The 13,027-nt window shown below is 29.0% G+C and carries 15 protein-coding genes; 14 read left to right on the top strand and 1 reads right to left on the bottom strand.

Annotation, left to right across the window (positions count from 1 at the left end; all coding sequences use genetic code 4):
- Positions 1-94 precede the first annotated feature (94 nt).
- From AACK87_RS02775 to AACK87_RS02725, 11 genes are read left to right on the top strand one after another with little or no spacing between them, the layout of a single operon-like run.
- Positions 95-589: a ribosome assembly cofactor RimP gene (locus AACK87_RS02775; RefSeq protein ID WP_338971276.1), complete on the top strand. Its 495-nt coding sequence runs from the start codon at positions 95-97 to the stop codon at positions 587-589.
- Positions 590-607: 18 nt separating this feature from the next.
- Complete coding sequence (gene nusA / locus AACK87_RS02770) at positions 608-1,996, top strand: transcription termination factor NusA (RefSeq protein ID WP_338971273.1); 1,389 nt, start codon at positions 608-610, stop codon at positions 1,994-1,996.
- Between the two features lie 8 nt (positions 1,997-2,004).
- Complete coding sequence (gene rnpM / locus AACK87_RS02765) at positions 2,005-2,283, top strand: RNase P modulator RnpM (protein ID WP_338971270.1); 279 nt, start codon at positions 2,005-2,007, stop codon at positions 2,281-2,283.
- Positions 2,283-2,597 (top strand): L7Ae/L30e/S12e/Gadd45 family ribosomal protein, encoded by a 315-nt coding sequence (locus AACK87_RS02760; protein WP_338971267.1) that lies wholly within the window; start codon positions 2,283-2,285, stop codon positions 2,595-2,597. Before rnpM ends, AACK87_RS02760 begins: the two co-directional genes overlap by 1 nt.
- A 13-nt stretch (positions 2,598-2,610) precedes the next feature.
- On the top strand, positions 2,611-4,503 hold the full coding sequence (gene infB, locus AACK87_RS02755) for a translation initiation factor IF-2 (protein ID WP_338971264.1): 1,893 nt from the start codon (positions 2,611-2,613) through the stop codon (positions 4,501-4,503).
- 1 nt (position 4,504) lies between these two features.
- The gene (gene rbfA, locus AACK87_RS02750) at positions 4,505-4,855 is read left to right on the top strand and encodes a 30S ribosome-binding factor RbfA (protein WP_338971262.1); all 351 of its coding nucleotides are present in this window, start codon (positions 4,505-4,507) and stop codon (positions 4,853-4,855) included.
- A gap of 57 nt (positions 4,856-4,912) precedes the next feature.
- Positions 4,913-5,632: an RsmE family RNA methyltransferase gene (locus AACK87_RS02745; protein ID WP_338971260.1), complete on the top strand. Its 720-nt coding sequence runs from the start codon at positions 4,913-4,915 to the stop codon at positions 5,630-5,632.
- Positions 5,633-5,647: 15 nt separating this feature from the next.
- Positions 5,648-6,793: a hypothetical protein gene (locus AACK87_RS02740; protein ID WP_338971257.1), complete on the top strand. Its 1,146-nt coding sequence runs from the start codon at positions 5,648-5,650 to the stop codon at positions 6,791-6,793.
- 10 nt (positions 6,794-6,803) lie between these two features.
- Positions 6,804-8,174: a hypothetical protein gene (locus AACK87_RS02735; RefSeq protein ID WP_338971254.1), complete on the top strand. Its 1,371-nt coding sequence runs from the start codon at positions 6,804-6,806 to the stop codon at positions 8,172-8,174.
- Between the two features lie 16 nt (positions 8,175-8,190).
- Positions 8,191-8,904, top strand: coding sequence for an ABC transporter ATP-binding protein (locus AACK87_RS02730; protein WP_338971252.1), 714 nt, complete (start codon positions 8,191-8,193; stop codon positions 8,902-8,904).
- Positions 8,894-9,763 carry an ABC transporter permease gene (locus tag AACK87_RS02725; protein WP_338971251.1) on the top strand — a complete coding sequence of 290 codons (870 nt, stop codon included), beginning with the start codon at positions 8,894-8,896 and terminating at the stop codon, positions 9,761-9,763. The genes AACK87_RS02730 and AACK87_RS02725 overlap by 11 nt, the downstream gene beginning before the upstream one ends.
- Before the next feature lie 57 nt (positions 9,764-9,820).
- Here the strand turns inward: AACK87_RS02725 and AACK87_RS02720 are convergent, their stop codons facing one another.
- Positions 9,821-10,360, bottom strand: a complete 540-nt coding sequence (locus AACK87_RS02720; protein ID WP_338971249.1) for a hypothetical protein — start codon at positions 10,358-10,360, stop codon at positions 9,821-9,823.
- 444 nt (positions 10,361-10,804) lie between these two features.
- Here AACK87_RS02720 and truB point away from each other — a divergent pair, with 444 nt between their 5' ends.
- The 3 genes from truB to rpsO all read left to right on the top strand — a co-directional run bounded on the left by truB (position 10,805) and on the right by rpsO (position 12,858).
- Positions 10,805-11,725 carry a tRNA pseudouridine(55) synthase TruB gene (gene truB, locus AACK87_RS02715; protein ID WP_338971247.1) on the top strand — a complete coding sequence of 307 codons (921 nt, stop codon included), beginning with the start codon at positions 10,805-10,807 and terminating at the stop codon, positions 11,723-11,725.
- Complete coding sequence (locus tag AACK87_RS02710) at positions 11,725-12,480, top strand: hypothetical protein (protein ID WP_338971245.1); 756 nt, start codon at positions 11,725-11,727, stop codon at positions 12,478-12,480. Before truB ends, AACK87_RS02710 begins: the two co-directional genes overlap by 1 nt.
- Positions 12,481-12,591: 111 nt before the next feature.
- Positions 12,592-12,858, top strand: a complete 267-nt coding sequence (rpsO, locus tag AACK87_RS02705) for a 30S ribosomal protein S15 (RefSeq protein ID WP_115558159.1) — start codon at positions 12,592-12,594, stop codon at positions 12,856-12,858.
- The last annotated feature ends 169 nt before the right edge of the window (positions 12,859-13,027 follow it).

Raw genomic sequence — 13,027 nt, 5'->3', positions numbered from 1 at the left:
GATTTTTAAAAATAAAAGTCATATAATTTAAAAGTCAGGTCAATAAATTTAAAGGAAGGCGGAAGCCTTCCTTTATTATTGAAAGGAATAGTGAATGAATAATTTTAGCGAATTAAAAAAAGGCTTGATCGAAGTTATTGAGCCAATACTAAAGGAATTTGATTTAAATTTATATGAATTAAACCAAATTTTTGATTTTGACACCACAGTTTTGCAAGTATTAGTAACCAATAAAGATAAATCTGTGCTTACTGTTGATTTTGATAACCTGGTTGGGGCCAATGAAAAACTTTCTATTGCCTTAGACCAAATCAAGGAATTAAACGAAGCGTATATTTTAGAAGTTGCTTCTGCAGGAATTGAAAGAACGATATTTACAAAAGAAGAGTTAATTGAAAATGTAGGAAAATACCTATTTTTCCAAATTAATCACAAAATAGAATATGTTGATGAATTTAATGCCGATTTAATTGAGTATGATTCATCAAAAGATGAATTTAAAGTATTCTTTTTCTTAAAAGGTAAAAAAAAGAACTCTTATATCAAATGAGAAGATATTAAATTTGTAAGATTAGCAGTAAAATTTTAAAAGGAGATAAATAATTTTATGGTAAACGGAGCAGAATTGCTTAATGCAATTAAATCAATTTCACAAGAAAAACAAATTCCTGATGATATTATTTTTGAAGGAATTCGTGAAGGTTTTCAAAAAGCTTATGAAAAGTTTTTTGATCCAGAAGCTGTAATCGATGTTAATGTTGATGAAGTGACAGGAATGATAAATGTTACAAAAAGGTTAACAGTAGTTCAAAAAGTTGAAGATGAATGACTTGAAATTGGTCTTTCTCAGGCTAAACAAAAATATTCAGAAAATTGTACAATTGGGGATATTATTAATGAGCCAATTAAATTTGACGAAGAGTACTCTCGTTTAGCAATTTTTCAAGTTGGACAAATTATTAAACAAAAAATTAGAGAAGGTGAAAAAAATAAAGTTTACGATTATTTTTTACCAAAACTACATGAAGTTCAAACAGGAAGAGTTGTTGATTTAACTGAAAATTCTTATTTAATTGATGTTGATGGAACAGTAGTTTCACTTTGAAATAAAAAAACTATTAATCAAGAAAAAATCAATATCGGTGATAGAATTACTTTCTATGTAGAAGATGTTTCCAAAGAAAACAAACATTCCCAAGTTTCTACCACTAGAGTTCACCCCGATTTTTTAGCAAAATTACTTGAAATTGAAGTGCCTGAAATTGCCGAGGGAATTATTGAAGTTAAATCAGTTTCTCGTGAGCCAGGTCGTAGAGCCAAGGTTGCAGTTTACTCTCATGATGAAAATATTGATCCAATTGGAGCTTGTGTTGGTTCTGGGGGTAGTCGAATTAAGAACGTTACAAATGAACTTAAGGGTGAAAAAATCGATATTGTAAAATGAGATGAAAATTCTGAAAAATTCATTATGAATGCCTTAGCACCAGTTAGAGTTATCAATATTGCTGTTGATGAAGAAGAATTCTTCGATGAAGAGGGAAATCTAGAAGACGCTCACAGAGAATGTGATGTTGTTGTTCCAAATAACCAACTTTCATTAGCAATTGGTAAATCAGGAATGGCGGCTAGATTAGTTGCTAATTTGGTAAAAATGAAAATAAACATTTTATCATATGATAGCGCTTTGGAAAAGGGAATTGAAATTAGTTGAAATGGGAATATTACTGAATCAGAAATGAATGACCCAGATTTCATTAACAACATTTTCAAAAGACGTAACAATGTTGAAAGAAACTTCCAAAATGAGAAGACAAATTATGACCATGAAGTTGAAGAATGAGATGGTTATATTGAAGAACCTGAGATCGAAGTGGAAGCTGCCAGTTTAGATGACATTCAAGCTAATCTAGAAGCTTTTGATATCTTAGCAAAAGAAGAAGTTGTTGAAGAAGAAGACGAAGAAATTGATGACTATGATCAATATTATGACAAGTAGGTCTGTAAGTGTCAGAAAACAATAAGTGAGTTGTTACTCGCAAAGATGTGGCTACTAATCAGATGTTGCCAAAGCAAGAAATGATTAGAATTGTTAAAAATAAAGATGGAGACGTCTTTATAGATCAAAGTAGAAAAGCTAACGGTCGTGGCATTTATATAAGTCCGCAAATTTCTTCTCTTGAAAAAGTTAAAAAGTCTAATATCATCGAAAGAGTTTTAAAAATAAAATTGAATGATGATTTTTGGGAATTACTTTCAAAAGAAATTAATGAGAATTGAGATTAATGGAATTCAAAAACACAAAGCAATTGCTTCAAACGCTTGGGATGCTTCAAGCCAGCCGTTCTCTAACTAGTGGAACAATGTTATTTGACGCAATCAAAACAAGTAAAATAAAATTGGTAATAATTAGCTCAGATATGGGCTTAAGTCAAAAGAAAAAGATTACAGACAAATGCGCTTTTTATAAAATTGATTATTATAAGGATTTAATAACAAGTAGTGAACTTTCCAAAGCAATCGGCAGAGACAATGTTAGAGCGGTTGGAATTAAAAATTTTAGCAATGCAAAATGATTAAGAAGTATAATTGAAAAATAAGGAGGAATCAAATATGGCTACAAAAAATGTGAAATCTAATAAACAAAATCCTGTCAAATCAAAACAAAATCCAGACAAGAATAAACTTAAGGCTCACTCAAATACTTTAAAAAGTCAATTGAAGGAAACAAAAGCTACAGGATTGATTGATGGAGTATTTATTTTTACCGGACCAATTACTATTTCAGAATTTGGTAAAAAAATAAATAAAAATGTGGCAGAAATAGTCAAGTATTTCTTTAAGAGTGGGGGTATGGTTACACCAAACACGACTCTTACAGAAGAACAAATTGGAGAATTAGCATTAGAATTTGGCTTTGACTTTAAAAAAGAGGTTGAAGTAACCAAATCAAACATCTTTGAAACTCTTCAAGTTGACGACAAAGAGTCAGATTTAAAAGCTCGTCCAGCGGTTGTGACAATTATGGGTCATGTCGACCACGGAAAGACAACGCTTTTAGATTCAATTCGAAACGCCAATATCAATGTTACTGATGGAGAATTTGGTGGAATTACTCAACATATTGGAGCGTATCAAATTAAGACTGATAAAAATCAAAAAATTACGTTTATTGATACTCCGGGTCATGAGGCTTTTACAGAAATGCGTGCCAGAGGAGCTGATGTTACTGATATAGTTATTTTAGTTGTTGCCGCAGATGATGGGGTTATGCCTCAAACTGAAGAAGCAATTGATCATGCCAAAGCTGCAGGAGTACCAATTGTTGTTTTTGTTAACAAAATTGATAAACCAGGGGCAGATTCAAATCGTGTAAAAACTGAGTTAATGCGTTTTAATATAGTTGCAGAAGAATTTGGTGGAGATGTTCCTTTCATTGAAGGTTCAGCTAAAAATCGCCAAGGTTTAGATAATTTGCTTGAAACAATAATATTAGTATCAGAATTAAAAGAATTAAAAGCTAACCCTGAAAAATTCGCAATTGGAACAGTTATCGAAGGTCACTTAAGTAAGTCGCGAGGACCAATGGCTACAGTACTGGTTCAACAAGGGACTCTTAATATGAGAAATTTAGTTGTTGCTGGAGCTACATATGGTTTAATCAAAGATATGGAAAATGAAAATGGTGCCAAAATTAAATCAGCACTGCCATCTCAACCAGTTGTTCTTGTGGGACTAAATGATGTTCCAAGAGCTGGTGACAAGTTTATGGTAGTAAGTGAAGAAAAAATGGCTCGTGAAATAGCAGAAGCTCAACTTGAACGTCAAATTCAAGAAAGCAGAAATAAAGCTCAATCTTTCACTTTAGATTCAATTAAAAATCAAATCGATCAAGGGAATTTGAAATCTGTAAACGTAATTTTAAAAGCAGATACTCAAGGTTCGGTTGAAGCGGTTCGTAACTCGTTGCAAAAAATAACAATTCCTGGAGTAAAACTAGATGTTATTAGAGCAACAGTTGGGGCAATTTCAAACTCAGATATTACCTTAGGTTTAGCAAGTAATGCTATTGTTTATGGATTTAATGTTCGTCCAACAGCTCAAGTTCGTCAAAAAGCTGATGAAGATGGTGTGGAAATTAGATTACACACAATTATTTATAAAGTTATTGAAGAATTAGAAGAAGCTGCTAAAGGAATGCTAGATCCAATTATGGAAGAAAAAGTTTTAGGTCAAGCTGAAGTTAGACAAATCTTTAAGCATTCTCAAGTGGGGACAATTGCTGGATGTCACGTTATTGATGGGGTTATTCCTCGAGGTTCAAAATTAAGAATTTTAAGAGAAGGTATAATTATTTATACTGGTGAACTTTCTTCACTAAAACATGTTAAAGAAGAAATCAAAGAAGCTAAAAAAGACCAAGATTGTGGATTAACTATAAAAAACTTTAATGATATTAAAGAAAATGATATTATAGAAGTATATAAAGTTGAAGAGGTGAAATAGTATGGGACACGATATTAAAGTAGAACGTTTAAATTCAAGTATTTTAAGAGAATTGAGTTTAATTTTTTCAAAGGAATTTCATGATAATGAAATCATGAGATCAATTTCAGTAAAAGAGGTACGTTTAACTAATGATTTAAGCCACGCAAAAGTTTTTTACTCACATTTAATAGATTCAATTTCAAAAGAAGATGTGATAGAAGAATTGAAAGCTAAGAGCAAAGAGGTTAGACATAAGCTTGCAGGGAAAGTTGAAATGAAATTTGTTCCAGAGTTGGAATTCATTTACGATGAATCTTTAAGCAATGCCAATAAAATTGAAGAAATTTTAAAAAATATTAAAAATAAATAGATTTTAAAACAACTGAATTTTTCAGTTGTTTTCCTTTCATACAAAGGAGGAAGATTCATGCATCGTTATTTTGTTGAAGAAAAGATTAACAACTCTTTTGTCTTCAGCACCCAAAATCTACACCATTTTAAGAATGTAGTCAAAATTAAGACAAGTGAGCAAATCATGATCGTTCATGATAAAGTTGAATATTTAGTAGAAGTTTTAGGTTTAACTGATAATTTAGTTGATACCAAAATTATTTCAAAAAAACAAGAAGCCAAGCAATCCAATGTTAGAGTTACTTTGGTTTTAGGATTGATTCGCGAACAAAAATGAGACTTTGTTTTACAAAAAGCGACCGAACTTGGTGTTGATGAAATTATTCCTGTTATGTTTAAACGCAGTGTTGTTAAGATTGATGCTAAGAAAATAGACAATAAAATTGAACGCTGAAAGAGAATTTGTGAAGATGCAGCAGAGCAATCTCATCAAATCTCAACCCCAAAAATTAGACCAATTATTGACAAAATTGAAAATCTAAAAAATTTTGTGAATTCAAAAATTAAACTAGTTGCTTATGAATCTGAAAAAGATGAAAGCTTTAAGAAGTATTTATCAAAAGACTTGAAAGAAATTACTTTAGTTGTTGGACCAGAAGGCGGCTTTGAGGAAAAAGAAATAAATTGATTTAAAGAAAATGATTATAATATTGTAACTCTTGGTAAAAGAATTCTGCGTGCCGAAACAGCACCGTTAATGTTTTTAAGTAACATAATCTTTGAATATGAGTTATAAAACGGAGGTTTTAGTTTGAAAGATAGAAGTTACAAAGATGTAACCAGAGAATATGAATTTGTTAACGACTTACTAAGTCTTCAAAAAACTCCAAGAAATATTTTGGTTGAATTAAAAAGAACTCTGGATCAAATTTCACAGTTAATATCAAATTTTGGCAAAATGCACATTACATCTGATATTAAAAATGACCTGTATTTTGATAAAAAAAACTTGAATATTGAAGCTATGGTTTTAAAATTTGTGAGTTTTAAAGAATTTCAAAAGTATGAAAAGTTAGTGGAGCAAAATTTAAAAGCTGATGATGAATCAAAAATCTTAACAGATTTTAAAACTTTAGTGTACAAAAAAATTACCCCAGAGCTAAAACGTATAAAAATTGAAATTATTAGTTTTAGTAAAAGTGAAAATAGCTTAGTTTTGGCTTGGGAGATTAGAGGAATAAAAATCAAAATGAATTTGGCTTTTGCAATTGATTCAAAACAGATTTACCAGATTACAGAAAAAAATAAGAAATTTGCCCTAGACTTTAGCATTCATTTTCGAAAAGAATATAAAATCATGAATAAACTTTTATTGAATAAGTTGGATTACTTAATTATCTCACTTATCTCGAATGAGGATTTTAAAATAAAACAAGCCAACATTCCAATTCTAAAATTGGCTATTATAAGTGATCTGCAAATACAACTTAATAAAAATGAGTTTATGAGGGAATGGGTTAGTTTAGTTTTTAAGAAATTTTTAAGAAATGAAGTTTATGTTGATAGTTTATTTAAAACTCAGGATTTCTATTTTAAAAGTTCAAAGATATTTTATCAAATTTTTAATTCCTTTAAATTAAGAAGACTAAACTATGTTTTTAACATGACTTACCCTAGTGTTGGTGATTTTTTAGAAAATTACACCCAATTTGCAAAAAAATTTATTGAAAAGTATAATAAGAAGGACTTTAATGATTCAGATTCGCTCTATCTTTTATATGAATTTAACCCGTATTTAACCAGTAAGGGTTTAAATAAAAATGTTTTGATTAGAAATTGGCAGCGTTTAAACGAAGAATCTAATTTAAAATTATTGAAAAAATACATATATCCTGATAACAAGGAAATTGGAACTTTCGTATTATTTTCAATATTTTATAAAGTAGAAATAGACTAGGAGAAATTGGATGAAGAAAAAAGGTGTTCAAAGTGATTCTAGTAAGTTTAATCAGTCTGTAAAAAAACATATCAACATATCAAAAGAGGTTCGCGAGCTAATCTCTAAGACCACTTCGCATTTAAAAGCAAGTTTTCAAGATGCACAAATTCATTTTAAAAAACTTGGTGATTTTGATTATAATTCCTTAACTGAGTTTTCTCAGGAGGTTAATCTTGATGTAGGATTAATTACGTATTCCAAAATTAAGCCTAATAAAGCTTCATTTTCAAAACTTCAAAAAAAGATTAATCAAGTAATTGAAAATCTTAGTCATCAGTTAAGTGTCACCAAAATAAAAAACGATGAGTACATAAAAATTAATTTATCTTCAAAAGATGTGAATATTAATTTTTATTTACAACCGATCATTAGATTTAAAAATGCAAAGAATAAGTCTACTAACTTCATATTAAGAAACCAGTTTGTTCAAGAGGATTTAATGGTTAATGTAACTGATAGTTTTCAAAAAGCAAATAAAATTACCAGAGGTAATTTAGTATCATTAAAATTAATAATTAAGTATACTCTAAAAGATGATTTTGATTACAACTATAATGTTGATATTTTAATTTTGCGCTGGTTCTATGAATATCTTTGTAAAAAGGTTGATAAATATATTTTAAAAGTGACATTTAAAAAAAATGACGATGAGTACAAAAATTTTGATATTAACAATTTCTTAAAAATTAAAAATATTAGAAATTGATTTTTAAAAAATATTAATTTCAAGGAGATGTTTACATACATTTTGGAAAGAATGTTTCAAACCAATACTTATTTCTTCAACAACTTCAACTTTATTGAAGAAGAGTTGTTTGATTCAATTTCGCGTTACTCAGTATTTACTAATTCAAATTTTCAACTTCCCAGCGACTACTTTGAAGACTTTAAAATATTTGATTTAAAAAATTATGAGTCTCAATATGAACTTCAGTCGGGATTGAGTGAAAGCAATGGTTATTCGAAGGTTGCATTTGATCAAGCAAGGGCATCAGACCGCAGATATGTTGTTAGCCCAGTAATGAAGACTGGAATTGCTAATTTAGTAATATATCAAAAAGCTCTAATTAAAAAATCTAAGGAACTATATGATAAACTGCCGCGTGAAATTATTGCAGAGATAAAGTCTCTAAAACAACGCGAGGCGATGGAGGCTCTAAATCTTTTAGCTCATAGCTGATTATCTTCATATCGAGCTAAAATAACATACTCAAAACCGTATTTTGATTCAAAATACCCAATTCAACTAATTAAAAACTTTGATGATCTTTTGATCACGATGATGCAAACAATTGATGGAATTTCTGAACAGCAATTTTTAATAGGTTTTGATAACTAAGAACAAAAGGAGAAACATGAACGATTTTATTACGATAAAAGATTTATCAAAGGAATTTGGTAAAAAAAAGGTTTTAAAAGGCTTAAATTTAAATATTAAAAAAGGAGAACGTTTAGCAATTTTAGGATCTAATGGTTGTGGTAAAACTACTTTAGTGGAAATGATTGCTCAAACTTCAAAACCAACATCTGGATCAATTCATTTTGATTTAGAAGGGGATTTAAAAAAAGAAATTGGGATACAATTTCAACAAGGAGAATGACCTGCAGGAATTTGTGCTGATGACATGTTGAAATTTTATCGATCAATTTATCCTAGATTTACTTTGCAATGAGAAGAACAATTAAATAAAGTTTTTGATATTGAAGAGTTTCGTAAACGTCCAATCAAAAAATTATCTGGAGGTCAAAAGCAACGTTTTAATGCAATGATTTCAATGATGAATGACCCAGAATTAGTAATTTTAGATGAACTAACAACTGGTTTGGATATGCAATTGCAATTCTCAATTATTACATTCTTTAAAGAAAAACTAAAAAAAGATAACAAAACTTTATTATTAGTATCACATAGTCCCGAAGAAGTAGAATTGTTGTGTACGCGAATGATTATTATCAATGATGGAAAAGTTTGTTTTGACAGAAAAATAACTGATGCTATTAAAGAGTTTAAAAGCGTTAGAAATATTATGGATAAACATTTTGAAGGGAGTTTAAAATATGACAACTAATTTAGAAAAATCAGAATTTGGTTTAAAACGCAGCTTAAATGTTTTTAAAAATCTTTTCTTGTTAATATCTAAGTCTTTCTTTAGAAATGCTCGCGGACCTTTATTTATGTTTATTGTTCCGATATTTTTCATGATTATGTTCTTTAGTGTAATCGGAAACAAATCATCGGGGGGTCAATCACTTTATCCATATTTACTTCTACCATCACTAACAATTTTAACATCACTTGCTCCAGCAATCGTGGAGTGAAAAAACTCAGTATTTTTAAAAAGAATTGATACTACTGGTGTTAAAAAGGGAATGTTTCTAGGAGCATTATGACTATTTTACTTATTGGTTTCTTTAGTTGCCTTAGTTGTGATGTTTATCGTTGCCTTAATAATTGGGGAAATTATTAAATCACCAGAAGGGACCAAATCATTTGCGAGCACCTTGTCACAAATAAATTGAGGATGACTTATTTTAGCAACAATTTTAGTTTCACTAACCTCAATTGGTTTAGCAACATTATTTGGGGGACTTTTCAATTCAGAAGGGGCAATGCAAGGAATTGTGATGATGGTATATTTTTTCTCAATCTTCTTTTCTGGAATTATGATAGATCCTTCGGTTGTAGAAACTTCAAAAGGGATGATGATATTCACGTACTTCATTCCTCATAAATACTCAGTCTTTTTATTCTTATATGCGACTCAAGGATCAATTAATTCAGGTTGAGATTCAAGTTTTAATAACCATGTAGCATTTGGTGGAAAAGATTTCACAGCCACATGACAACCAATTCTTGGAGCAACTTTAATTATAGCAGCTTTGTTTTTGATAACAGTATTTACTTTTAAATGAAGTGCTAAAAAATAGCCCAAAAATAACATTAAAAAAACTCTCAAATGAGAGTTTTTTTAATTTCGTAAATTTTTATTCTTCTACTTCTTCGACATGTCAAGCTTTAACGCGTTGCTTTAAAATATCATTTCTCTTGGTGATATACTCTCTTTGAGACTTACCTAGATTCTTATATTGTTCTTTACTACTTTTTATTCTCAGTTTCTTTAATTCTTCATCACAGTAAACTCAGGTTAATCACAAAATATAAAGGTGTCTTAGGAATTTTATCTCATCTTCACCATATTCGTTATAGCTTAGCTCTGTCGCTTCTTTTTTACTAAAATTTACTCATTTTTCAGGATCAATCAATTGATTATAATTTTGATACGCTATTTCCTGAAAGGCAACTGACTTAGTTACAATATCTTTCTCAATTGTTTTAATAGTATCAGCAATTCTCTTAACTACCGTTTTCTCAAATTCTTCTTTACTTGAGAAGTGGTGTTTTTTAAGATAAAAAATGCTTGTCTTGAGATTACTTAAAGGGTTTCCAGAAGTCGAATATTCCTTTTTAGAAATTTTCTCAAATTCTTGCTCAATTTCATCAAACAATTTTGATTTATAAATCATTTAGACACAACCTTTCATTTAAATAATTATACCACATAATTTATTAAATTTATTAAATATATAAAATATAATTTAACTTAGTTTAACCTATAATTATATATATGAATAGTTTCGATATGTTAAATATAATTGCATTTGAGGTAAAAGTTTTTATGAAAAAAAGTATAAATTATCAAGATTAATCTTTTTTATAGAAGCAGTTGGTGGTAAAGAAAAAATTACAAATCATGTTCGTTGTTTCAATAGAATGCATTATGAAATAATTGATAAAAATTTAATAGTAATATTTCATTTATGCAATAATTTCCTTAAATTAGTGCTTTTTATATATATTTATTTAAATTTGATAATTTCGTAAACTCAATAAATATCTTAATGAAAAAAATAAATTTTTAGTACCATAAATAAGGTAAAATAAATTTATTGGACTTAGGAGTGAAATTAATGTTACAAAAATCTGGCATTTTTTTAGTCAACAAACCATCGGGAATGACTTCAAATGATTTGATTAAAAAAATTCAAAAAAAGCTTAACATTAAGAAAATTGGACATGCTGGTACTTTAGATCCCTTAGCTTCGGGATTGATGGTGGTTTTGGTTAATCAAGCCACCAAAGTTAGTGACTTTTTACTTTCTGCCAATAAATCATATAATGTTACCGCTAAATTGTTCATCGACACAGACACTAAAGATACTACTGGAAAAGTTATTAGCCAAGAGGAACCTGTAAAAATTGCCAAAAAAACAATTAAAGAAGTTGCCAAAAAATACAATGGTTACATTTATGAACAATATCCTCCGATCTACTCGGCTATCAAAGTGCAGGGTAAAAAACTTTACGAATATGCTCGCGAGAATAAAGGTGATGAAGTGGAAATTAAACCACGTACTGTCACGATTCAAGAGTGTGAACTAGTTGAGTACAATAAAAAGGATCACGAAATTTCCTTCAAACTTAAGGTTAGCAAGGGAACTTATGTGAGAAGTTTTGTCACAGATTTTGCAAATGATTTAAACACTATTGCAACTGTTTCAAAATTAGAACGTAGTGCTTCAGGCTTATTTAAATTGAGTAATGCTAAAAATATTGAGGATTTAAGCTGAAATAACTTAATTTCTCTCTACGACACTTTAACAAAATCAGAGCAAGTTTTGATTCAATATCATTTTGAACAAGATGTTCGTCAGGGAAAATCGATTATTCTACCAAGAGTTTCATTCCCGATTGTCTTTATTGTAAATGATAAAAAAGAGGTAATTGGAATTTACAAACATGTAGCTAACCATATTTATACTTGCCAAAGAGGACTTTGGCAAGATGATCCAGCTATTAAAAAAACAGAAGCCGAAATGGAGGGCTATTAATGGAAATTATTAAAATAGATCTTAGCGAAAAGATTAACGAACAATTAATTAACGAACCAAGTGTTGTAACAATCGGATTTTTTGATGGAATTCATCGAATTCACCAAGAAATCCTAAAGAAAACCGCTAAGATGGCAACTAAAAATGATTTAAAAGCAGTAGTTGTAACCTTTTCACGAAAAGTTAAATCATACTTATCTGGTAATTCAGAACAAATCCTTGATAATGAAATAAAATACAAGGAAATTGATGATTTAACCTACATTGACTATATTATCGAAATTCAGGTAAACGAGGAAATGATAAAAATCAATAAAGATATTTTTATTGAGTGAATGAAGGAGAGGTTATGTGCTAAAAAAATCGTGGTCGGAAGTGATGTCAACTTTGGTTTCAGAGGTCAAGGTGATATCTACGATTTACTATCTAAATTTGGTACAGATAATGTTGTAATTTATCACAGAGTAAATGAATTTTCTTCTAGTGAATTAAAAGAACTTATTTCAACAGGACATGTGGCTCAGGCTAATAAAATGATGCTGAAGAAATTGGAACTTAAAATCTCAAAAATAAAGGCTAATTTATATGAACTTGAGGATAATGCGATCACAGTAATGGATGGTAAATATCTGGGGCTAATTGAGAACAAAAAAATTTACTTTCATGTAGTTGCCAATCGTTTAAAAATTAATGAAATTGATTTAGAAGGTATTTTACCAAAATCAATAATATTTTTAAAATATTTAGGAAAATAGCATATTTTCATTTATAATAACAAAAGGTATAGTTTGTCATTGTTTTAATTCATCCCAAAATTACTACTTTGTCAAAACAAAACCAGTGAAAAAAACAAGGGGGAAAATATTATGGTATTAAAAGCAAGAAAAGCTGAAATTATTAAAGAATTCGGTCAAAACGACAAAGACACTGGACGTGCTGAAGTTCAAATCGCACTTTTAACTGATGATATTAGAAACTTAACTGAACATTTACAGTTACATAAAAAAGATATCACTTCAAGAAGAAGTTTATTGAAAAAAGTTTCTCAAAGAAAACATCACTTAAACTTCTTAATCAAAAATGATTTTGAACGTTACAAAGCAATTATCGCAAAATTAAATCTAAGAAAATAATTAAAATTCTATATTTGTTTTAAAAAATTATAAAAATAAATTTTTTTATAATGTTTTAAATTTTTTATATAGTATTTTAAAAAAGCCATTTTTTTGATATAATATATAAGTATTTTGGTAATTAATTATAAATTAGTTATTGCTAGAATCTAATCGAATAAAAAAGAAA

It is taken from the genome of Spiroplasma endosymbiont of Panorpa germanica, from assembly GCF_964019765.1.
GTDB lineage: Bacteria > Bacillota_I > Bacilli_A > Mycoplasmatales > Mycoplasmataceae > Spiroplasma_B.
The sequence above is the reverse complement of the archived record's forward strand: the minus strand, read 5'-3'. Positions and strand labels throughout refer to the sequence as shown.